Here is a 21,901-nt window from a genome sequence, read left to right on the forward strand (position 1 = left end):
GTGAAACATATTTAGTTTTGATAACGAAAATTAGAATGTTTCACGTGGAACATTTGATTTGAAGTTTTGATTTGAAGTTTTGATTTGAAGTTTTGATTTGAAGTTTTGATTTGAAGTTTTGATTTGAAGTTTTGATTTGAAGTTTTGATTTGAAGTTTAAAAAGGGAATTAAAATGTTTCACGTGGAACTTTTCGTAAAGCGAACCTGAAACTTGAAACCTGAAACTTCTAATACGTTCCACGTGGAACAAAAGAATAAAGAAGTTAATTCTGAGAACCGACTTAAATGGTATCCCAGAGAATATAAAATAAAATGTTTTTAGAAGAATACGATGTTATTGTAGTTGGTGCAGGTCATGCCGGATCTGAAGCCGCGGCAGCGGCCGCAAATTTGGGATCCAAAACTTTGTTGGTTACAATGAGTTTGCAGAACATTGCACAAATGTCTTGCAATCCAGCGATGGGAGGAATTGCAAAAGGACAGATAGTGCGTGAAATTGATGCGCTTGGTGGATACTCAGGAATTGTTTCCGATCGCACGGCAATTCAATTTAAGATGTTGAATAAATCGAAAGGGCCTGCAATGTGGTCGCCAAGAGTTCAAAGTGATCGAATGCGTTTTGCTGAAGAGTGGAGAATGATGTTGGAGGGAACTCCAAATTTGGATTTCTACCAGGAGATGGTAAAAGGTTTGATTATTGAGGACGGAAAGATAAAAGGAATCAAAACTTCGTTAGGAGTGGAGATTCGATCAAAATCTGTTGTTTTGACAAATGGAACTTTCCTGAATGGTTTGATTCATATTGGAGAAAAACAATTTGGAGGAGGAAGGGCAGGTGAAAGTGCTGCAACCGGAATCACAGAAGATTTAGTAAAAGTTGGTTTTGAGTCAGGAAGAATGAAAACAGGAACGCCGCCACGTGTTGATGGACGTTCTTTGGATTATTCGAAAATGAACGAAGAAAAAGGAGATGCAAAGCCGGATAAATTTTCTTATTCGGATTTAACCGTTCCGCTAACGCATCAAAGATCTTGTCACATGACATACACGTCGCTGGATGTTCATGATATTTTGAGAGAAGGTTTTGATCGTTCGCCAATGTTTAACGGAAGAATCAAAAGTCTCGGCCCAAGATATTGTCCTTCGATAGAAGATAAGATAAATCGTTTTGCTGATAAAGAGCGTCACCAATTATTTGTGGAGCCGGAAGGTTGGAATACTTGTGAAGTTTATGTAAACGGATTTTCAACTTCGTTACCAGAAGATATTCAATTTAAAGCATTGCGTTCTGTTGTTGGATTTGAGAATGTGAAATTCTTCCGTCCGGGTTACGCAATCGAATATGATTACTTCCCGCCAACACAATTGAAACATACTTTGGAAACCAAGTTGGTTGAAGGTTTATATTTTGCCGGACAAATAAACGGAACAACAGGATATGAAGAAGCAGCTTCACAAGGTTTGATGGCTGGAATAAATGCGCATTTAAAAGTGCATGAGAAAGCGCCGTTGATTTTAAAACGTGACGAAGCTTATATTGGAGTTTTGATTGATGACTTGATTACGAAAGGAACAGAAGAACCATATCGTATGTTTACGTCAAGAGCAGAGTATAGAACATTGTTACGTCAAGATAATGCCGATTTCAGATTAACGCCAATGTCCCACGAAATTGGTTTGGCTTCGGAAGCTCGTTTACGCCGAATGGAAAAGAAATTGAACGAGTCTGAAAAGATGGTTGCTTTCTTTAGAGAGACAAGTGTTTCAGTTGCGGAAACAAATCCAATTTTGGAAGCGAAAGAAACGGCTCCGATTACGCAAGGTGATAAAATGTTTAAAGTATTCTCTCGTCCGCAAATCGATTTGGAGGATATGATGAAATTTGAAAAAGTAAAGGAATATATTGAAGCAAATGATGTTGATCAGGAAATTTTGGAGCAAGCCGAAATCCAGGTCAAATATTCTGGTTATATAGAAAAGGAAAGAAATAACGCTGATAAACTAACTCGTTTAGAAGAAGTGAAAATTCCGGAAAATTTCGATTACAATAAAATTAAATCAATGTCGATTGAAGCAAAACAAAAATTAAGCAAGATTCGTCCAATAACCATTTCTCAAGCTTCAAGAATCAGCGGAGTTTCTCCGAGTGATATTTCGGTGTTGTTGATTTATATGGGTCGATAAGAAATTTAGATTTTAGATTGTTTGTTGTAATATATTATGCATTTAGTTTGAATTGTTCCACGTGAAACTATTTTGAATTTATTTATTTTTATGTTTAAAAGAATCTAAAATCTAAACTAAGAAATTTAAAATTATTTTTGTTCCACGTGAAACTAATTGGTATAGTTTCTCATTTCGAGAACGAGAAATCTCCATAAGATCGACAAACATTGGTTCTTTGATTGTGGAGCTTCTTGCGAAGATTGCTTCGCCAGTTTGCTATCGCTCATGTCCTTGTTCCTCGGAATGACAAAAGTGATGAAATCTAAATTTTTGTTTTATGAAGATCGTTGAAAGAGAAGTTTTGTCATTAAAAGAAAAAGAAGTTTTACGTGAACTTTGGAATAACGAGTATCCGGCAAAATTAAATTTGAAAACTATTGAAGGTTTTGAATTGTATTTAGCTGGACTTTCAAAAACCAAACATTATTTGTTGTTTGATGAATCAGATAAAATTAATGGTTGGGCTTTTACTTTTTTAAGAGATCAGGAAGAATGGTTTGCTATAATTTTGGATTCTCAAATACAAGGAAAAGGAAATGGATCTTTTTTGATGAATGAAATAAAAAAGAATAATACTAGTTTGAACGGTTGGGTTATTGATCATGAAAATGAAGTAAAACAAAATGCAACATTGTACAGATCGCCAATGGCGTTTTATATCAAGAACGGATTTGCAATTTGTAAAGAGATCAGAATTGAAAACGAAAAAATGTCAGGCGTTAAAATAAACTGGAAACGCTGAAGAAAAAATAATAAAAACTGACCCTAAAAGCTGAATTTTAGCTTTTAGGGTTTACTATGAAATTAAACCAAAAAATACCCTATAATTTAAAAATGGACGTTTTAAACAAAAAACATTTTCTTACTGTAAAAGACCATTCTGTATCTAAAGAAATTTTCGAATTGTATCATGACGAAACTTTAGACATGTTGATTACATCTCCGCAACCAGATTTGGAAAATCTGGGAAGATATTACGAAAGCGAAGATTACATTTCTCATACAGACAACAAACGATCGTTGTTTGAAAAAGCATATCACTTTGTGAAAAATATTGCTTTAAAGAATAAACTGAATTTGATCAATGCGGAACAATTGCACAAAGGAAGAATTTTAGACATCGGTGCAGGAACCGGAGATTTTTTATTGACAGCCAAAAATGATGGTTGGGAAACTGTTGGAGTAGAGCCCAGCGAAAGAGCAAAAAATATTGCAATTCAAAAAGGGATTTCTTTTGTGAACGAAATTGGCGATCTTCAAAATAATTCTTTCGACGTGATTACGATGTGGCACGTTTTAGAACACGTGCCAAATTTAGAATTGCAAATCCGGGAATTAAAGCGTTTGTTAAAACCAACTGGAACATTAATTGTTGCGGTTCCAAATTTTAAATCGTACGACGCAAAACATTACAAAGAATTTTGGGCAGCTTTTGATGTGCCAATTCATTTTTGGCATTTCTCCAAAAAAGCCATTCAGTCGCTTTTTGAAAAAGTAGATATGAAGTTAGAAAAAGTGCTTCCAATGAAATTTGATTCTTTTTATGTGAGTTTATTATCCGAAAAATACAAAACGGGAAAAATGAATTACATCAGTGCTTTTTTTGTTGGTTTAAAGTCAAACTTGAAAGCGGGGAGTACAAAAGAGTATTCATCGCACATTTATGTCTTAAAAAACAACTAAAACGCAATTTAAGCGCGTTTCTGGCGTTTTCTTAGTCTAAGTGAGGAGTAATTATGTCTTTTTTGAGATAATGTTTCTACTAAAAGCTATGAAAGCCACTTTTGATAGGGTAGAATTATTGACATTTTTCTTTCCATAAATAAAAACAATATCATAAAATTCTAGCATTTTTTAAACTTTATGTTGATGCTATTTATTTTTTTATATTTTTGTCTTCAATACATTAAAAAATTAGAAATTCAAAAAATGAAAAAAGCATTAGTAATTATCGCACTTTCAATTTTCGCCGTTTCATGTACTAAAACTGCAGAAGTTAAGGAAGTAAAAACAGCTTACGTAGATACTTCAATTTTAATGAAAGAGTACACTGAAGCAAAAGACCTTGAAGCAAAATACAAAGGGCAAGCTGAAGAAAAAGGAAGACAACTACAAGCCGAGATTACACGTTTTAAACAAGACGCTGCTAATTTTCAAAGTCAGGCACAAGCAAACGGCCAGGCCTGGGCTCAACAAAGAGGAGCTGAGTTACAAAAAAGAGAGCAACAATTGGGTTATGCTCAACAAGCTTTGTCTCAGCAATTGCAACAAGAAAGCGGTGTTGAAATGGATTCTCTGGTAAGCGGGGTTAAAAAATTCATCAAAGATTACGGTAAGAAAAACGGTTATTCTTATATCTATGGTACTGGTGATGCTGCCTCAATTTTATACGCTGAAGAGAAATATGATATTACAAAAGATATCATTAAAGCTTTGAACGACAAGTATAAAGCAGCTCCAAAAACAGAAGAAAAAGCTCCGGTAAAAGAAGAAGCTGCAAAAAAATAATACCAAACTAACTAACTAAATTTAAAAACCTAAATCTGTCAAGATTTAGGTTTTTTCTTTTATAAAAATGCGATACTTTTAGTTTTCAATATACGCCCAATGCAAAACGTTACAGAAGCAGCTGCTTACACCTTACAATTCATCAATCAAACGCAAAAATCGATCTTCCTGACTGGTAAAGCAGGAACAGGAAAGACTACGCTTTTACGCGAAATCATTGCTACAACGCATAAAAACACTGTGGTTGTTGCACCAACCGGAATCGCAGCGCTAAATGCTGGCGGAGTTACGATTCATTCGATGTTTCAATTGCCATTTTCTGCCTTTATTCCAACGTATGACGAAGCTTCGCAGTTTACTGAAACGGTGAAATTTGAGAATAAGGAAACCTTGCGCCGACACTTCAAAATGAACAATGTCAAGCGTAACGTGATAAAAAACATGGAACTTTTGATTATTGATGAAGTCAGTATGCTGCGTGCTGATTTACTGGATGCTATCGATTTTATGATGCAGACTGTTCGTAAAATTTCACGTCCATTTGGTGGAGTTCAGGTGCTTTTTATTGGAGATTTATTACAGCTTCCGCCGGTAATTAGGGATGAAGAATGGCGAACTTTACGCAATTATTACAAAGGAAAATTCTTTTTTCATTCGCATGTAATTCAGCAATATCCGCCGCTATATATCGAATTATCAAAGATTTATCGTCAGAGCGATGATACCTTTATTTCGGTTTTAAACAATCTTCGAAACAATCAGATTACGGCTCAGGATATTCAGGTTCTAAACGAATATGTAAAACCTGATTTCGACTTAAAAAATAATCCGGGATACATAACTCTTACAACGCATAATGCTAAGGCTGATTCTATTAACGAGCAGGCAATTGGTGATTTAGCCGGAAATGAGTTTGCTTATCAGCCGTTTATAGTTGGGGATTTTCCGGAGAAAATTTTCCCGGTAGAAGAAAATCTGAAACTTAAAATTGGCGCTCAGGTGATGTTTGTAAAAAATGATTTGTCTTTTGATAAACGTTATTTTAATGGAAAAATGGGCGTTGTAAAATCACTTTCACCAGAAGAAATTTTTATACACTTTCCGGAAGAAAATAAAACCATTGAAGTGGAGAAATACGAATGGAAAAACATCCGGTACAAAGTAAACGATCTCACCAAAGAAGTCGAAGAAGAAGTTTTAGGCACATTTGCGCATTATCCGCTTAAATTAGCGTGGGCCATTACAGTGCATAAAAGCCAGGGTTTAACTTTTGAGAAAGCTGCGCTCGATGTATCGCAGGTTTTTTTGCCCGGACAAGCATATGTTGCTTTATCGCGTTTAACGTCCTTAAACGGGCTTATTTTACTGTCTCCGCTGCAGATGAATGGTATTTCGAACGATCAGGATGTGATGGATTATGCTTTAAACAAAGCAACCGAAGAAGTTTTGAAACATTCTTTGCATTTCGAAACGAAGAATTTTATTCATAACTATTTGATTAGTAGTTTCAATTGGGCCGATTTGGCTCAGGAATGGCGTAATCATCGTTTTAGTTATAATGAAAATGCGGTTGCATCAGAAAAATCGAAACATTCTGTCTGGGCGCACAAACGTTTAGAAATTATAGATTCGCTTGTTGATCCGTCTCAGAAATTTGTTCATCAGCTCAATAAAATATTCAATAAAGAAACCGTTGATTTATTTTTTGTGCAGGAAAGGGTAGTGGCGGCGTACGATTATTTTTTTAAACCGATGGACAAACTGGTTACGGATCTTTTGAATAAAATGGCCGAAATTCAGAAATTCAAAAAAGTAAAAGAATTTTATGAAGAGCTCGCCTTTTTAGATGATCTGCAGACAAAAGCTGTTTTGCGTTTAATGAAGGCCAAATTGCTCATAGAAATTGTCGTTGCAAGTGAAACCATCTGTAAAGAAAAACTAACGTCTACAGCGATTAAAAACTACAAATTAGACAAGGTTGCAAAGATTCGCGAGGATTTTAATATGACCAATACTGATATTTTTAAATCGGAAGAACCTGTCGTGCGTTATACTGCACGCAAACTGGATAAAACCACTCCAAAAGCTGAGAAGAAAACAACTATAGAAGAAACGCATGATTTATGGCTGGAGAAAAATTCGATTCAGGATATTGCCCGAATTAGAAAGTTAACCGTACAGACTATCGAAATGCATTTGGTGAAACTTATTCAGGCTAAAAAAGTCGAGATTTCAGATGTATTGCCTTATGATAAAATCCTGGCACTTCGGGACGCTTTTCAGTTTTATCAGGAAGAATCCTTGAATGGTTTAAAAGAAAAACATGGAGACGAATTTACATGGGATGAACTTAAAATGTTCAAAGCCAGCATCAATTGATTCCGGAATTTTGTAACTTAGAGTATTCAATTTGTATTATTTCTTAAAAACATTATGTAAAATAGATAGCATATGAAAAAGCTAATGTACCTGATATTCATTGTTTTATTTGTTCATAACGCCTCAGGGCAGGACCTAAAGCCCGAATATCAAAAGTTCGTTAAAAGTTTTATTGATAATGTAAAAAACGACAGAAAAGAGGCTGTAGCCGAGGCAATTAAATATCCCTTAAAAAGAGAAAATCCAATTCCGTCTATTAAGAATAAAGCAGAGTTCGTAAAAAGATATGCTGAAATTTTTGATGCTAAACTTAAAGCTGAAATTTCTAAATCGGATCCTGCAAAAGACTGGTCAGAAGTAGGCTGGCGAGGCATAATGCTCAATCAGGGTACTATGTGGATGGATACTGACGGAAAAGTTTTTTCTATTGGTTATCAGTCAAAAGTTGAAAATGATCTCAAAAACAAATTGATAGCGTCTGAAAAAAATAAACTTCATCCATCGATTGCTAAGTTTAAAGCACCGGAAGTTATTTTAGAAACTTCTAAATTCAGAGTCAGAATTGATGATTTGGGAAATGATAATTACAGATATGCTTCGTGGTCGATAAAACAATCCATGAGCGAAAAGCCGGATTTAATCATTACCAACGGGAAATGGTTTCGGGACGGAACTGGAGGAAATAATCATTACGATTTCAAAAAAGGAAATTTTCTTTATCAGTGTTATATTACTATTTTGGGTACAAAATATTCAGCACCAGCTAATTTAACTATTTATCAGAACGGAAAAGAAATTCTCAATCAGGACGCTAAAATTGTTCCACGTTAAACATAAATCCTATTCGTTCGGCGAATGGGATTTTTTGTTTCGTACGTATTTTGACTTTGTTCAAATCGAATATAAATTATTTATATTTGAATGTAATTACCAGATTAATAATCAATTAAAAATATTTCAAGATGAAAAGAAGAAGCGTATTTTTAGTAATATTAATTTTGTTCAGCCGTTTTGTGATGGCGCAGGAATCGAAAACTGACTATCAGAAATTGGTTAAAAAATTCATTGAAAATATAAAAAGCGACAACAAAGAAGCAATTGGTGATTGGGTCGTATATCCGTTAAAAAGAGAGTATCCAATACCTGATGTTACCGAAAAAGCTGATTTTATAAAGAGATATTCTGAAATCTTTGATGCAACATTAAAAAATGAAATCATCAAATCTACTCCGTCAAAAGGCTGGACTGAGATGGGACTGCGTGGAGTAATGCTAAATCATGGCAGTATCTGGCTGGATATCGAGGGACGCTTAACGGCTGTAAACTACCAGTCAAAAGCTGAAACTGAGCTTAGAAATAAAATAATTAGTTCACAGAAAAAGGCACTTGATCCCAGCATTGCTTTTTTTCAGACGCCGATTTGTATTCTCGAAACGTCTAAATTCAAGATCAGAATTGATAATCTGGGGAAAAATAATTATAGATTTGCTTCATGGTCAATTGAAAAAGAAATGACAGAGAAGCCTGATTTAGTGCTTAATGGCGGAGAATTAGTTGTAGAAGGAATTGGAGGGAATCATCAGTATGAATTCAAAAAAGACAACTATACTTATGAATGTGCCATTATAGTTTTAGGCGAAAAAAATTCGCCTCCGGCCAGATTAACGATTTATGAGGGCGGTAAAGTTATTCTTTCTCAGGATGCTACAATTGTTTCACGTTAAACAAAAAAATCCTGTCAGCTGTGGCGAATAGGTGAAAGAGAGCCAAATGAGTTTTTTTTTTGGATAACATAAGGTCAAAAAAAAACCTATTCAAAGCGAATAGGTTTAGAGGATATTATAAGTTTTCGATTAGAATCCAGGCTTCCGGATTTTCACCTTTTTGTATTTCTTTTTGTGCTTTTTGCGCTTCAGACATAGTAGCATAGCTTCCGTATAAAACAGGAAATAAACCATGTTTGTTTTCGCCTAGCATTCGCGCTTTAAAACCATCTTTAACCAATTGATTATAGGCTTTTTTTGCATTTTGTTCACTTCTGTATGCACCAGCCATAATATGGTAAGGCATTGCTTTTTCTTCAGTATTTTCTACTTTTGCAGAATCAATTGAAAGTGTTACCGCCGGTAATGGACTCTGAATAAAAAATGTAGCTTCCTGTATCTTGTTTTGTACTTTTTTCTGAACAGCGCTTTCTACAATAAGTGTTTTGGCAGCGATTTGATTCTGATACAAAGGGTATCCGATACTTCCCGTGATTCCTAGTCCTAAAATAAAAATTGCTGCATATTTTAAGAATGAATTCGAAGATTTTCCATCTTCTTCCTCAAACAAAGCAACAGGCTCTCTTTCGTGGATTTCTTGTATTTTTTTCTCGAACAGTTCTTTTTTAACAACCGGAGATACAAAAGGGCTTAGTCCAAAAGAGCTCGCCAGATAATTCGTTTGATCGTTAGGTGTGAAAACAATGTTTTTCTCTGCGTTAAGACGCATTTCACCAATATTTTTAAGACTTATAAAGCCATTTTCTTCTAATGTTTTTTTCCAGTTTGCAACTTCATAAGCAATAGCGCTTACTGCAAAACCATAGGATGTCTTTTCTGCATTAGCAATATGATTTGCTAATAGTCCATCATTATTTTTTAAATGACTATTGAAAGAGATTGATTTTTTGGGTGGAAAAAACGAATTTGTACTTTCATTCAGCTGTGCCGAGTGAATTTCGGTTAAAAATGCTCCAAACCCTGGAACCGTTACACACTGATAACGATACAATAACTGTGCTATATAATTTTCGATTTTCATAGTAACAAAGTTATGCAACGAATATAGTTATCAAAATTTTATTCACAATTTTTATTAACAATTCGAATAATTTTACAGTTCATTATTCTCCAGTGAGTTACATTATAGAAAGATTTTTGCGAAAGTATTCGTATATCTTTATTTTTTATTTATTTGAAAGAATTTACTTCTAATTTATATCTTTGCCGTGCTTCAAATTACAATTTAGGATTTGTTTTATAAGCTATTTTTCGCCGCCATTAAACCGTATTCAATTCATGACAGATCAAGATTTATTTTATTTATTAGCCTTATTAAAAGTGGACGGAGTAGGAGATATAATGGCAAAAAAAATGCTGATGCATTGTGGTAATGCCGAAAATGTTTTTAAAACCAAAATAAATCAAATTGCTGATATAGACGGAGTTGGATCTGTTTTATTAAAGAATTTAAAAGATAATAGCATTTTTGACAAAGCAAATCGTGAACTGGAATTTATAAAATCAAATGATGTAAAGGTGTCTTTTTTTCAGGATCAGGATTATCCTGAATGTCTGAAACATTGTTTCGATTCTCCGGTTTTGATTTTTTCTTCAGGAAATATTAATTTAAAAAACAAAAAAATAATCAGTATTGTTGGAACCCGGCAGATAACATCGTACGGAATGGAGTTTTGCAGGAAGCTTATCGAGGATTTAGCGCCGCTTGATCCTGTAATCGTGAGTGGTTTTGCTTATGGAGTTGATATTGTAGCGCACCAACTGGCAATTGATTTTAATTTGCAGACCATTGGTGTTTTAGCACATGGTCTGAATCAGGTTTATCCAAAATCACATAAAAAATATGTTGCCAAAATAGAAGAAAATGGCGGTTTTATTACAGAGTTCTGGAGCTCGTCAAATCCTGATAAAGAGAATTTTGTACGCAGAAACCGCATTGTTGCCGGTATGACAGAAGCTACAATTGTCATAGAATCAGCAGACAGAGGAGGTTCGTTGATTACGGCAAATCTGGCCAATGATTACAATCGTGATGTTTTTGCCGTTCCCGGAAGAGTGACAGACAAGTACAGTCAGGGCTGTAATAACCTAATTAAGACTCAAAAAGCAAATGTACTGACAAGTGCTGCTGATTTGGTTTATATCCTCAATTGGGACATTGGAAACAAAGAAAAAACTATTCAGAAACAGTTGTTTGTAGAGATGGAGCCTGATGAACAAAAAGTGTATGACTTTCTTTTGAAAAATGGAAAAGAATTGCTGGATATTATAGCGTTAACATGTGATTTTCCTATTTATAAAATCTCCGGATTATTACTGAATATGGAACTGAAAGGCCTGATCAGACCATTACCGGGGAAATTATTTGAAGCGATATAAACAATTGTAAATTCTATTTATGTGATTTAAAAAGGTTTATGAAAAAAAGGATTACAGAAAGAATGCAAAAAATTAACGAAAGAATTAATTTTTCGGAAGACATGAGGTAGATTGTCAATATAATAATCTCGAAATGGGCTAAAGAAAGGTAATAATTTGTCTTTCGCCGAAGAAGAAATAATAGGAGGTATCCAAGAATAAAAAGACTTTGTGAGCATACAAAAAATGCAGTCAGATAAATTTGATTCGAAAGAGTATACGCCCAGCCAACAGTTTTATTTATTGTATAAGACTGTTCATCTCCAAATAAATAACCCAATAAAAAGCCCAATGTAAAAAGGGTTATCAGAAGAGCAAACAGGTATTTGGTAAATATTTTTCTCAATATTTCGATGAATCAAAAAGGCAGCATTTATAAATAAAAAAGCGGCAGGTTTATCCGGAATATTCCGGATAAACCTGCCGCTTTTAGAATATTATTTTCCAAATCCAAGTACTTCGCGAACTTTTACCAGAACGCCATCAGCAACTAAAGAAGCTTTTGCTGCCCCTTTTTTTAGTAAAGTATCCACTTCGTCAAGGTTATTGATATAGTAATTGTATTTTTCTCTTTCAGTCTTAAATTTTTCTGTAATCAATTCAAATAAAGCTTGTTTGGCATGACCGTAACCGTAATTTCCGCCTAAATAATTGGCTCTCATTTCAGCGATTTGGGTTTCAGTTCCTAACAATGAATAAATCGCAAATGCATTACAAGTATCCGGATTTTTAGGGTCTTCAAGTGGTGTGCTGTCCGTTTCGATGCTCATAACCTGCTTACGGAGCGTTTTATCATCCATAAAAATGTTGATGATATTATTTGCAGACTTACTCATTTTTCCACCGTTTGTTCCGGGAATCAATTTGCTGTCTTCCTGAATTTTAGCCTCCGGAATTACAAACGTTTCTCCCATTTGATGATTAAAACGAGAAGCAACATCGCGAGTAATTTCTAAATGCTGCAATTGGTCTTTACCAACCGGAACAAATTCAGCGTCGTATAATAAAATATCGGCTGCCATTAGCATCGGGTAAGAGAACAAACCAGCGTTTACATCGTCTAAACGATCGGCTTTATCCTTGAAAGAATGTGCCAAAGTCAAACGTTGAAATGGAAAAAAACAACTTAAGTACCAGGTCAATTCAGTTGTTTGGGTCACATCTGATTGTCTGTAAAATGTAACACGATCGATATCCAGTCCAAAAGCAAGCCATGCTGCGGCTACACTAAAAGTGTTTTCGCGCAAAGTTTTGCCGTCTTTAATTTGTGTAATCGAATGTAAGTCAGCGATAAACAAAAAAGATTCGTTTGCCGGGTCATTTGATAATTCGATTGCCGGAATAATTGCTCCCAATAAATTGCCTAAGTGTGGCGTTCCAGTACTCTGAACACCAGTAAGTATTTTTGCCATTCTAGTTTTTTTCTTAACCGCAAAGATTGCAAGTTTATTTTTTTTAACCGCAAAGTTCGCAAAGTTTTTCGCAAAGTCAGCAAAGATTATTGAAGATATCGTTCATTTAAAGATTAATTTAAAAAGAAAGTCTAATATTCTAAAAATCTAACGATCTAAAAATCTAAATTAATTTCTGTTTTCTTACATTTGAAACCATGAAAGGATTAAAGATTATTTTTTGGGTTTTATGGCGCATTTGGTTTTATATCTTAATGGCCATTCCGATATTGATTATGTTGCCGTTTTTGCTGATTTCTATTGTGTCTGAGAGTGGTTATCCCTATTTCTTTAAAATGGCCCGCATTTGGGCTAAATTTATCCTTTTTGGGATGGGTTTCTATTATAAAGTCGAACGTGAGCAGAAACTAATCAGGAATAAAAGCTATATGATCGTGGCGAATCACACTTCAATGACAGATATTATGCTGATGTTGGCCGTGGTGAGAAATCCTTTTGTTTTTGTGGGTAAAAAAGAACTTTCGAAAATTCCATTGTTTGGATTTTTCTATAAAAGGACTTGCATTCTGGTAGACAGAAATTCTTCGAAAAGTAAAAATGAAGTTTTCAAGAGAGCACAGGACCGGCTAAATCAGGGACTGAGTATTTGTATTTTTCCTGAGGGAGGAGTTCCTGATGATGAATCTATTTTACTGGATGAGTTTAAGGATGGCGCTTTTCGACTGGCGATTGAACATCAAATTCCTATTGTTCCGATTGTTTTTGCAGATAATAAAGAACGATTCTCCTATACTTTTATGAGTGGAAGCCCAGGAAAAATGCGCGTCAAAATATTAACTTTTGTTGAAACACAGGGATTAACCAGCGAAAATAGAAAAACACTTCGTGATGAAGTAAGACAGCTGATTTACAAAGGATTATTAGAATTCAAGAAGAAGAAAAACGCAGTAAAAGAGTAATTAGAAAACCCGACAACTTTTAAATTGCCGGGTTTTCTTTTGAATTAAAATCCCCCATTTTATATTCAGTACTATCTGTGAATGATCTTTTCAGAAATAAAACGCAATACTTTTTTAAATTTTAATTTGGTTTTTCTACGGTTTTTACTGTACAACACTTCTATTTTTTCTTTCATGGTTAAAAATATTAACGGTTGATAATAAAGAGTTTGGTTAGAACTCAAGTTAACGTCACAATATAATAGAGAGTAAATGATGAAAAAGGTTGCGTCGAAAAAGTTATCTTTTTTTTAAATAAAAGATAAAAAATCCGCTAGCACCAAACAGCTAACGGATTTCTATTGAATAAACAACCAAATTTATCCTAAAAAAAACTTCAGAATGGGCGTTATGGCTAACACCAAATCTTATGTCTGTTTAATAGATGAAGCTATTTAAAAAAGGTTGCGTCATTTTTTTTAATTTCTAAAAATAAAAAACCCGACAAGTTTTTTAAAACTGTCGGGTTTGATGTAAATAAGCAAGTAAAGTACTCACTATTATGATTTTAAGCGTTTGCTAGTTCTTTGATATGCGCTTTAATTTTAATTTCTAATTCATCTGCTAATTCCGGATTATCTTTTATTAAAGATTTTACAGCATCACGACCTTGTCCTAATTTTGTATCTCCGTAGCTGAACCATGATCCTGCTTTTTTAACGATTTCAAATTCAACCGCTAAGTCAAGAATTTCTCCTGTTTTAGAAACTCCTTCTCCATACATAATGTCGAATTCAGCAGTTTTAAAAGGCGGAGCCACTTTGTTTTTAACGATTTTAACTTTAGTTCTGTTTCCGATAACATTTTCTCCGTCTTTAATCTGAGAAGAACGACGAATATCTAGACGTACAGAAGCGTAGAATTTTAAGGCGTTACCACCCGTTGTAGTTTCAGGATTACCAAACATAACACCAATTTTCTCTCTCAACTGGTTGATGAAGAAAACAGTACAATTTGTTTTGCTAATAGTTCCTGTTAACTTTCTTAAAGCCTGAGACATCAAACGTGCGTGAAGACCCATTTTAGAATCTCCCATTTCACCTTCGATTTCACTTTTTGGAGTCAATGCAGCAACCGAGTCAATAACGACAATATCAATTGCTCCTGAACGAATTAAGTTTTCGGCAATTTCTAAAGCTTGTTCACCATTGTCAGGCTGAGAAATGATTAAGTTTTCGATATCAACGCCTAATTTCTCGGCATAATTTCTGTCAAAAGCATGTTCAGCATCTATAAAAGCTGCAATTCCGCCCGCTTTTTGAGCTTCAGCAATTGCATGTAAAGTCAAAGTAGTCTTTCCAGAAGATTCAGGACCGTAAATTTCGATTATTCTTCCTCTTGGGTAACCATTTACTCCAAGTGCTAAATCAACACCAAGAGAACCTGAAGAAATCGTTTCAACTTCTACAATGGCTTTGTCGCCCATTTTCATTACGGTTCCTTTTCCGTACGTTTTATCTAGTTTGTCAAGCGTAAGTTGTAGCGCTTTTAATTTGGCTTCTTTCTCTGAACTCATCTCTTTTTTTTCTTTTTCTTTCATGTAAATTTTTATAATTCATTCTCAAAAACAAACCAGAAATGATAACTTACTGATTTAGATTTGTATCAGGCTTGTATTTTGTAAAATTAGTTCTTTTTTTTGAAGTTTGATTCTCTCAAATTGTTCTAAATTGTCACAATTTTCACTATAAAAATAAAGCCTTTAATTCTGTTGCTTCTGAAGGTTTCATTTTCCCGGCTAGTAGTAAACTCAATTGTTTACGACGTAAAGCAGCCTCAAAACGTTGTATTTCAAGCTCAGTTTCCGGCGCAATTGGCGGAACTTCAACAGGTCTTCCGCTATCATCCACTGCAACAAAAGTATAAATGGCTTCATTGGCTTTGGTTCTGCTTCCGGATTCACGGTCTTCTACCCAGACATCGATAAAAACTTCCATAGAACTTTTAAAAGATCTGGAAACCTTTGCTTCTATTGTTACTACGGCTCCAAGCGGAATGGCCCTGTTGAAAGCAACGTGATTTACAGATGCTGTAACTACAATTCGGCGCGAATGTCTGCGGGCGGCAATACTGGCTGCGCGATCCATACGTGCCAATAATTCACCTCCAAAAAGGTTATTTAAAGGATTTGTTTCGCTCGGTAAAACTAAATCAGTTAATACAGTTAGAGATTCTGAAGGGTGTTTTGGATTCATTTTTTTAATGTAAAATTTTATTTTTTGCCACAGATTAAAAAGATTTAAAAATCGGTGTGAATTTGCGAAATCTGTGGCTTATTTTTTTAAATAATTTCGATCAGTTTAATTCAACCAGTAAACAGCCATAACGGCCGGGATAAAATAAATTACAATGGTTCTCGCACCGTCATAATCTTTGGCTAATCTTTGCCCAAAAAGCATCATCAATAAACAGATACAAGAAAAAATGGCTCCGTAAAAACCAAATTCTCGTCCACTATTTGTTAGTAATTGTATGGCACCAACTACACATAAAATTCCGGAAATTAATTCAAGAATTAAAAGATGCAAAAGTGCAAGCGGTACTTGGTTTTTTAGTGGTGTTTTAGCAAAATGCCCTTTAAGCCATTCTACATTATCTTTCCAATAAAAGATTTTTTCATATCCTGATTGTAAGAAGGTTAAGGCTAAAAAGGCTAATAGTAAAATGGAGGCAACATTATTATTCATTTGAAAACTATTTTTTATGAATTAAACGAGTCAGTTTTATAGACAAATCCGTCAGGATTATTTTTGCATTTCCATTTCTTTCAATGTGATACATGGCATCTGAAAGTTCCTTGAAAATTTCGTGAATATTATTTCCGTTTACAAAAGGCGCAAAATTTTCGAGTTTGAATTTTTCGACTTTAGGTTCAATGTAAACTAAAGTTGGTGCCTCGTAATTGAGCAAAAGTGCCTGACGAAACATTTCGATACAGAACTGAATGAATTTTTTCTGGCTTTCTCGGCCCAGACCGGCAATTTCTTCGCTCCAGGAAATCAGGTCCTGAATAGCAGCTGCATTACCTTTTGCCCTAAAAGCGGCGCGAACCCAGTTTACAAACCATTGCTCAAAAGGATATTCTGAATCATCTTCTTTTAAAAGATGCAGGGCTTTGCTGAAATTTCCCTGTGCCTGATGCGCAATCTTTTTAGCTAAGTTAGCGTCTGTATTTTCCTGAGAAACCAATGCTTCAGCAATTACTTTTTCGGGTAATCCGTTAAAGTGAATAACCTGGCAGCGAGAACGTATGGTTTGTATAATGTCTTCTTCGTTTTCAGAAATTAGAATAAATATCGTTTTATCTGAAGGTTCTTCTAAGAGTTTCAAGAGTTTATTAGAAGCGGCAATATTCATTTTATCCGCCATCCAGATAATCATAATTTTATACCCTCCTTCGTATGATTTCAACGAAAGTGATTTTAAAACTTCCTGGGCATCTTCGACCCTTATTTCTCCCTGTTTGTTCTGAACACCTAAAATTTTATACCAGTCAAATAATCCTCCGTAAGGCATTTCCTGAATAAATGTGCGCCAGTCCTGAATGAAGTCTAAACTTTTTGGTTTTGTTTTTACATCTTCAGTAGTAACTGTTGGATAAATAAAATGAAGATCGGGATGTGATAAGTTTTGAAATTTCAAATTGCAGGAATCATTTCCGTTTGAGTTTTCATTTCCTGTATTGTTACACAAAATGTATTGCGCATAAGCAATTGCAGTTGATAAGGTACCGCTTCCTTCAGGCCCAATAAACAATTGCGCATGAGGTATTCGTCCGGAAGCCGCACTTTTTATCAAGTGACTTTTGATGTAATCTTGACCTAAAATTTGAGAAAATTGCATGAAGCAAAGATAGAAGAAAATGATGTAGTCAAAAATTTTAGACAAAAAGTTTACCAGCTGCCTTTTATTTATGCCAGAATGAAGTTTTTTCGCCTGTTTTTTTGTGGTTTATTAACGAAGTTTTGTTAATAAAAAGAAGAAATAGAGGAGATATCAATAGTTTTTTGTTAATAGTTTTTTCGGAAAATCGATAAACGTAAGTTTTTTTTTGTTATTAATATATTGTAAATTTAATGATTAGCAAGTAATGTCTTACGGTTTTTGTTTTAAGAATTTTAACAAAAAAGCCGTTAAAACGCACATTTTCTCGACATAGCGCTGATTTTTAAGGTTTATTTAAGGTTTTTTTTTGAAAAAAGAAATCAATAAAGTTGCAATTTGAGTTAATTTATATATTTTTGTTTTCATCAATAACCTACTTAATAAGAATCTATGAAAGGGAAAATTATTTTATTTAGTGCACTTTTTATATTGACAACCGGGGCTATCTCAGCTCAGGCTAAAAATGCTCCTAGAAGTATAATTAGTACAACGGCTCTTATTCGTAAATATCACGATCAAAAAGAATTGAGTGGTATGCAAAAAGGAGAACTTTTGGAATTATACATCGAGCGTATAAAAGTTTTAGTAAAAACTCTCCCTTACATTGCTTTGGTTACTAAACCAGGTGTCACGATGGCAGACTTAGGTATTCCGGACGATAACGAACACAAAAAAGTATTAGATGCTCAGGCTGTTGGTACCAATACATTTTTAGATACAACAGTAGAGTTTCAAAGAAAAATGATGCCGTATTCTGATAAAGGAAACTTAATTGCAGCAATTTTATTTTACGAAAGCACATTAAAATCTTTACACGAGTTCAATGAGTTGAACGAAATGTAATAGAAAATATATTTTATAAAACTTTTTTTAGAATGTTTACGTAAATGGGTTGATTTTACGCAGCGCTTTAAGAAGAGATAAAAAACAACTCGTCCTTGATGTGTTCTGGCAAAGTCAGAAAACTCGAGATGAGTTTTTTACGCATACCCAAATTATTATTAACCGTAATACCCCCTTATCATGAAAAAAATTACTCAAATGATCTGCGTTCTTTTGACAGTCACTACTATGAGTGCTCAGCAAGAGAAAGGAATTATGGGCTACAACAACTGGTTGAATAACTGGACCGAATTTAAGCCTAACAAAATAGAGTATGGAGAAGCAAATCAAATTTTAGCAGGAAATATTTCTGTTAATACTAAATTGCTCAAGAGGAATATTTATGTTTTGCAAGGCAATGTTTATGTAACAAACAATGCTGTTTTAACGATTGAACCGGGAACTTTGATTATTGGTGATTTCGAAACTAAAGGAACTTTGGTAGTTACAAAAGGTGCACAACTTATTGCTGATGGTTTAGAGACTGACCCAATTGTATTTACTTCAAACCGCAGCCAGAAAAAAGCTGGAGACTGGGGTGGAGTTGTAATTCTTGGTGATGCTCCGATCAATAAATTTGGAAACATGGGATCTTATAACCTGGACCTTGACCCGTCACTTACTACTTATGGAGGTGATAACGTTGCCGGAAATTCAGGAATTCTAAGATTTGTGAGAATCGAATTTGCAGGTAAAAAAGTGAAGGGATCAGATACTTTCAATGCTTTAACTTTGGCTGGTGTTGGTAACAAGACAATACTTGAAAACATTATGGTGAGCTACGCTGGTGGTGACTCATTTGGTTTCTTAGGCGGAGATGTAAATGCTACAAAATTTGTTTCTTATAAATCGATCAACGACGATTATAAATTTTCTCAGGGAGTGCAATGTCGTTTCTATAACTCACTTGCAGTGAGATCTTCATACTTCTCAAGTACTAAAGACGGATCCCGTTGTATGGAAGTGAAATCATACGAAAAGAAAAGCGAAACAGATTTTACTAAAAAACAAACTTTAGTAGTTGCAACTAATATTACAATGCTTAATGACAGCGAAAATATTAATGCTGATATTCAGGCAGGTTTAGTAAAAGAGGCTGTTTATGTTGCTGAGAATGCTTCTCTTGAAATGAAAAGAAGTGTAATCTCTGGATTTAATCCGGCAGTATTATTAGACAGTAAAACAGAAATCAATGATGCCAACCTTAAAAAAATCAAATTCGAGGAAATGTATTTTAACCTATGTAAAGGAAATATCTTTACAGAATACAATTCTAACAATGAAGATTTAGAGAGCTGGTATGGAAACAGTGTTTTCTTCAACGTGTACTCTCAAAGCAGTAACAGAGAAACATTTATTGATATTTTTAATGCTAAAAAACCAGATTTCAGACTACAATTAGGAAAAATCACTGCTTCAAGCGGAAACAGATAATAGATTTAGATTTTTATTTCAACGCGTAAATTTTATTAATAAAGTCCCCAGACACAATTTATGTATTCGTCTTAAACCGGACCAAATAAAGATCAAGACATAATGGCTCAATCTACAAAAAAATATTTTTTAAATATAATATTTTTGGTTTCACCTATTACGTTAAGTCTATATGCACAAAGTTCAATAGAGAAAGTACCACATCCTATTGCTGCTATATGCAACATGACTGCGTCAAATAACCAAAATAAAGACATAACTGATACTAGTAATAGTAGCGGTCAATTAGAGAATTCTAATCAGTTTATAGTAGGGCTATCCATCCCCAAGGATAGCCTTCCTATCGCAACTGATCTGGATAATCAACGTACTCCAAAATGTGAAGGAGATCAATCAGTAGCAGCTTCTTATTCCGTTCTTGCAAAAGACATTATTGAGAACTACAGATATGATTTTTCTGAAACATTTATTGATATTTTATTTTTTGAGAATATAGATCTGGCCCGAAAACGCACTATATGATTCGAAAAAATACCCCAAAAAATACCACACTTATTACTATTATTTTATTTAGCATTTTATTCTTTGCTAAATCAAATGTGTATGCGCAGACCAAAGCGATTAATCCACAGGTTTTAGACTTTGACAGAATCTGTGCGGGTTCTGGTGGTAACGAATATAGTGCAACGTTCACTTATACCGGATTTCCTGCAGGAACAGTTTTTGTGGTTGAGCTTTCAACTAACAATTTTGTGGATATAATTACTGCAAATACAATATCAGTTTCAGATCCTTCAGGTAATCAGAAGAAAATACTTTTTTCTGTTCCTACCAATCTTCCGGGATCTGATACGTATAGTCTTAGAGTCTCTACTACTGGATTTTCAAGTAGCAAGTTTGTTTCTTTTGGACTTAAAAATTCTTTTCCAATTTATTACAGGGCACATGACAGGCAGTATACCATAAATAATTTTAGTGGTAGTGCCGCATTTTGTGCAGGTGGTAGTTATACACTGACTATAGATGATGAAATTAAAAATCCTGATTCACCATTAAAATATAAATTTTTAAACTATAACTGGTACAGAGATAATGGTACAACTACACTTCCCACTCTTGTTGCAGGAGCTTCGGGACCAAGTTATACTGTAACTTCTCCGGGAGTTTATTATGTAGAAACAAATTACGGAACATGTAGTTCTGAATCGTATTCCAATCGTGTAACCGTTACATCAGTCGCATCTGGTTCATCAGTTACGGTTGTATCAAGTTTAGGAAACCCTTTTTGTGCAAGTACAGATGGTACTGTACTAACAGCAACTAGCGGTAATAAGTACACATGGAAAAAAGATGGTAAAGACTTTGGTGGCAATACCCGCACTGTTAAAGCAACAGAAGCCGGAATATATACTGTAGATGTCGATTTTGGTGGCTGTGTTGCAACCGGATCAATTGATCTAAAAAGTAACGGTTTTACTGCCAGTATTGATGTTGCTGATGAGTTTCAACTTGAAGAAGGAGAAACTTTAAGCGTTAGCGTTACAACAGATGCTACAAGTCCAACTTACGAATGGTATTTAAATAACAATCTTATTTCAGGTGCTACATCAGGCAGTTATTTGGTAGCCGCTATTGGTACGTATAAAGTGAGAATTTCGCAGTCTTCAGGTTGTATATCTTCTAAAGAATTTATTTTTCAAGCCAAAGGAAAAGCAGGCCCGTCTTCAGTTATTCCAAACATAATTAGTCTGAGCGGTGCCAGTCCGTATTGGAATATCCCGGATGAATACAAAAATGCAAATACCAAGGTTATGATTATAAGTTCGAATGGTGATATGGTTCTTGATGTTAACAATTATCAGGGAGACTGGCCTCAAACTTCAATAAATTTTAAAAATGTAAATCCGGTATATTACTATGTCATTAAAGGCGACGCAGGTGAGAAAAAAGGATCAATAACTGTGATACGATAAT

General features: G+C 34.5%; 19 protein-coding genes. 13 read left to right on the forward strand and 6 right to left on the reverse strand.

Features of this window, described 5'->3' with window-relative positions:
- Positions 1 to 313 precede the first annotated feature (313 nt).
- The 7 genes from mnmG to B0A67_RS07275 all read left to right on the forward strand — a co-directional run bounded on the left by mnmG (position 314) and on the right by B0A67_RS07275 (position 8,838).
- Positions 314 to 2,185: a tRNA uridine-5-carboxymethylaminomethyl(34) synthesis enzyme MnmG gene (gene mnmG, locus B0A67_RS07245; protein ID WP_072957582.1), complete on the forward strand. Its 1,872-nt coding sequence runs from the start codon at positions 314 to 316 to the stop codon at positions 2,183 to 2,185.
- A gap of 319 nt (positions 2,186 to 2,504) precedes the next feature.
- On the forward strand, positions 2,505 to 2,969 hold the full coding sequence (locus B0A67_RS07250) for an N-acetyltransferase (RefSeq protein WP_072957578.1): 465 nt from the start codon (positions 2,505 to 2,507) through the stop codon (positions 2,967 to 2,969).
- A 92-nt stretch (positions 2,970 to 3,061) separates the two neighbouring features.
- Positions 3,062 to 3,910: a class I SAM-dependent methyltransferase gene (locus tag B0A67_RS07255; protein ID WP_072957955.1), complete on the forward strand. Its 849-nt coding sequence runs from the start codon at positions 3,062 to 3,064 to the stop codon at positions 3,908 to 3,910.
- A 246-nt stretch (positions 3,911 to 4,156) separates the two neighbouring features.
- On the forward strand, positions 4,157 to 4,735 hold the full coding sequence (locus B0A67_RS07260; RefSeq protein WP_072957952.1) for an OmpH family outer membrane protein: 579 nt from the start codon (positions 4,157 to 4,159) through the stop codon (positions 4,733 to 4,735).
- A 99-nt stretch (positions 4,736 to 4,834) separates the two neighbouring features.
- The gene (locus B0A67_RS07265; protein WP_072957574.1) at positions 4,835 to 7,114 is read left to right on the forward strand and encodes a helix-turn-helix domain-containing protein; all 2,280 of its coding nucleotides are present in this window, start codon (positions 4,835 to 4,837) and stop codon (positions 7,112 to 7,114) included.
- Between the two features lie 72 nt (positions 7,115 to 7,186).
- Positions 7,187 to 7,945 (forward strand): hypothetical protein, encoded by a 759-nt coding sequence (locus B0A67_RS07270; RefSeq protein WP_072957571.1) that lies wholly within the window; start codon positions 7,187 to 7,189, stop codon positions 7,943 to 7,945.
- A 131-nt stretch (positions 7,946 to 8,076) separates the two neighbouring features.
- A complete protein-coding gene (locus B0A67_RS07275; RefSeq protein ID WP_072957568.1) occupies positions 8,077 to 8,838 on the forward strand; it encodes a hypothetical protein in 762 nt (253 codons plus the stop codon).
- 115 nt (positions 8,839 to 8,953) lie between these two features.
- Here B0A67_RS07275 and B0A67_RS07280 read toward each other — a convergent pair whose 3' ends face one another.
- Positions 8,954 to 9,919 (reverse strand): HU domain-containing protein, encoded by a 966-nt coding sequence (locus B0A67_RS07280; RefSeq protein WP_072957565.1) that lies wholly within the window; start codon positions 9,917 to 9,919, stop codon positions 8,954 to 8,956.
- Between the two features lie 257 nt (positions 9,920 to 10,176).
- Between B0A67_RS07280 and dprA the strand changes: the two genes are divergently transcribed.
- Positions 10,177 to 11,277: a DNA-processing protein DprA gene (dprA, locus tag B0A67_RS07285; RefSeq protein WP_072957561.1), complete on the forward strand. Its 1,101-nt coding sequence runs from the start codon at positions 10,177 to 10,179 to the stop codon at positions 11,275 to 11,277.
- Between the two features lie 476 nt (positions 11,278 to 11,753).
- Here the strand turns inward: dprA and trpS are convergent, their stop codons facing one another.
- Complete coding sequence (gene trpS, locus B0A67_RS07290) at positions 11,754 to 12,728, reverse strand: tryptophan--tRNA ligase (RefSeq protein ID WP_072957558.1); 975 nt, start codon at positions 12,726 to 12,728, stop codon at positions 11,754 to 11,756.
- 197 nt (positions 12,729 to 12,925) lie between these two features.
- Between trpS and B0A67_RS07295 the strand changes: the two genes are divergently transcribed.
- Positions 12,926 to 13,687, forward strand: coding sequence for a lysophospholipid acyltransferase family protein (locus B0A67_RS07295; RefSeq protein WP_072957554.1), 762 nt, complete (start codon positions 12,926 to 12,928; stop codon positions 13,685 to 13,687).
- Between the two features lie 547 nt (positions 13,688 to 14,234).
- On the opposite strand, the gene recA is transcribed toward B0A67_RS07295, so the two are convergent.
- The 4 genes from recA to B0A67_RS07315 all read right to left on the reverse strand — a co-directional run bounded on the left by recA (position 14,235) and on the right by B0A67_RS07315 (position 17,569).
- Positions 14,235 to 15,242 (reverse strand): recombinase RecA, encoded by a 1,008-nt coding sequence (recA, locus tag B0A67_RS07300; protein WP_089069519.1) that lies wholly within the window; start codon positions 15,240 to 15,242, stop codon positions 14,235 to 14,237.
- Between the two features lie 169 nt (positions 15,243 to 15,411).
- Positions 15,412 to 15,921, reverse strand: coding sequence for an acyl-CoA thioesterase (locus B0A67_RS07305; RefSeq protein ID WP_072957548.1), 510 nt, complete (start codon positions 15,919 to 15,921; stop codon positions 15,412 to 15,414).
- Positions 15,922 to 16,026: 105 nt separating this feature from the next.
- A complete protein-coding gene (locus tag B0A67_RS07310) occupies positions 16,027 to 16,413 on the reverse strand; it encodes a DoxX family membrane protein (RefSeq protein WP_072957544.1) in 387 nt (128 codons plus the stop codon).
- 7 nt (positions 16,414 to 16,420) lie between these two features.
- Positions 16,421 to 17,569, reverse strand: a complete 1,149-nt coding sequence (locus B0A67_RS07315) for a DNA polymerase III subunit (RefSeq protein ID WP_072957540.1) — start codon at positions 17,567 to 17,569, stop codon at positions 16,421 to 16,423.
- Between the two features lie 432 nt (positions 17,570 to 18,001).
- Here B0A67_RS07315 and B0A67_RS07320 point away from each other — a divergent pair, with 432 nt between their 5' ends.
- The 4 genes from B0A67_RS07320 (at position 18,002) to sprC (ending at position 21,900) form a co-directional block, all read left to right on the forward strand.
- Positions 18,002 to 18,454 (forward strand): hypothetical protein, encoded by a 453-nt coding sequence (locus B0A67_RS07320; protein WP_072957537.1) that lies wholly within the window; start codon positions 18,002 to 18,004, stop codon positions 18,452 to 18,454.
- A gap of 180 nt (positions 18,455 to 18,634) precedes the next feature.
- Positions 18,635 to 19,927 (forward strand): hypothetical protein, encoded by a 1,293-nt coding sequence (locus tag B0A67_RS07325; protein WP_072957534.1) that lies wholly within the window; start codon positions 18,635 to 18,637, stop codon positions 19,925 to 19,927.
- Between the two features lie 102 nt (positions 19,928 to 20,029).
- Positions 20,030 to 20,449, forward strand: a complete 420-nt coding sequence (locus B0A67_RS07330) for a hypothetical protein (protein ID WP_072957531.1) — start codon at positions 20,030 to 20,032, stop codon at positions 20,447 to 20,449.
- Positions 20,446 to 21,900, forward strand: a complete 1,455-nt coding sequence (sprC, locus tag B0A67_RS07335) for a gliding motility protein SprC (protein WP_072957528.1) — start codon at positions 20,446 to 20,448, stop codon at positions 21,898 to 21,900. Before B0A67_RS07330 ends, sprC begins: the two co-directional genes overlap by 4 nt.
- Position 21,901 lies beyond the last annotated feature (1 nt).

It is taken from the genome of Flavobacterium aquidurense (genome assembly GCF_002217195.1).
Lineage (GTDB): Bacteria > Bacteroidota > Bacteroidia > Flavobacteriales > Flavobacteriaceae > Flavobacterium > Flavobacterium frigidimaris.

What these genes read in the sequence shown, in the direction of transcription:
- B0A67_RS07275 (WP_072957568.1), top strand. Translation starts at nt 8,077, where the DNA reads ATGAAAAGAAGAAGCGTATTTTTAGTAATATTAATTTTGTTCAGCCGT.
- dprA (WP_072957561.1), top strand. Translation starts at nt 10,177, where the DNA reads ATGACAGATCAAGATTTATTTTATTTATTAGCCTTATTAAAAGTGGAC.
- mnmG (WP_072957582.1), top strand. Translation starts at nt 314, where the DNA reads ATGTTTTTAGAAGAATACGATGTTATTGTAGTTGGTGCAGGTCATGCC.
- B0A67_RS07255 (WP_072957955.1), top strand. Translation starts at nt 3,062, where the DNA reads ATGGACGTTTTAAACAAAAAACATTTTCTTACTGTAAAAGACCATTCT.
- B0A67_RS07270 (WP_072957571.1), top strand. Translation starts at nt 7,187, where the DNA reads ATGAAAAAGCTAATGTACCTGATATTCATTGTTTTATTTGTTCATAAC.
- B0A67_RS07310 (WP_072957544.1), bottom strand. Translation starts at nt 16,413, where the DNA reads ATGAATAATAATGTTGCCTCCATTTTACTATTAGCCTTTTTAGCCTTA.
- B0A67_RS07260 (WP_072957952.1), top strand. Translation starts at nt 4,157, where the DNA reads ATGAAAAAAGCATTAGTAATTATCGCACTTTCAATTTTCGCCGTTTCA.
- B0A67_RS07325 (WP_072957534.1), top strand. Translation starts at nt 18,635, where the DNA reads ATGAAAAAAATTACTCAAATGATCTGCGTTCTTTTGACAGTCACTACT.
- trpS (WP_072957558.1), bottom strand. Translation starts at nt 12,728, where the DNA reads ATGGCAAAAATACTTACTGGTGTTCAGAGTACTGGAACGCCACACTTA.
- B0A67_RS07330 (WP_072957531.1), top strand. Translation starts at nt 20,030, where the DNA reads ATGGCTCAATCTACAAAAAAATATTTTTTAAATATAATATTTTTGGTT.
- B0A67_RS07305 (WP_072957548.1), bottom strand. Translation starts at nt 15,921, where the DNA reads ATGAATCCAAAACACCCTTCAGAATCTCTAACTGTATTAACTGATTTA.
- sprC (WP_072957528.1), top strand. Translation starts at nt 20,446, where the DNA reads ATGATTCGAAAAAATACCCCAAAAAATACCACACTTATTACTATTATT.
- B0A67_RS07320 (WP_072957537.1), top strand. Translation starts at nt 18,002, where the DNA reads ATGAAAGGGAAAATTATTTTATTTAGTGCACTTTTTATATTGACAACC.
- B0A67_RS07315 (WP_072957540.1), bottom strand. Translation starts at nt 17,569, where the DNA reads ATGCAATTTTCTCAAATTTTAGGTCAAGATTACATCAAAAGTCACTTG.
- B0A67_RS07295 (WP_072957554.1), top strand. Translation starts at nt 12,926, where the DNA reads ATGAAAGGATTAAAGATTATTTTTTGGGTTTTATGGCGCATTTGGTTT.
- B0A67_RS07280 (WP_072957565.1), bottom strand. Translation starts at nt 9,919, where the DNA reads ATGAAAATCGAAAATTATATAGCACAGTTATTGTATCGTTATCAGTGT.
- B0A67_RS07250 (WP_072957578.1), top strand. Translation starts at nt 2,505, where the DNA reads ATGAAGATCGTTGAAAGAGAAGTTTTGTCATTAAAAGAAAAAGAAGTT.
- recA (WP_089069519.1), bottom strand. Translation starts at nt 15,242, where the DNA reads ATGAGTTCAGAGAAAGAAGCCAAATTAAAAGCGCTACAACTTACGCTT.
- B0A67_RS07265 (WP_072957574.1), top strand. Translation starts at nt 4,835, where the DNA reads ATGCAAAACGTTACAGAAGCAGCTGCTTACACCTTACAATTCATCAAT.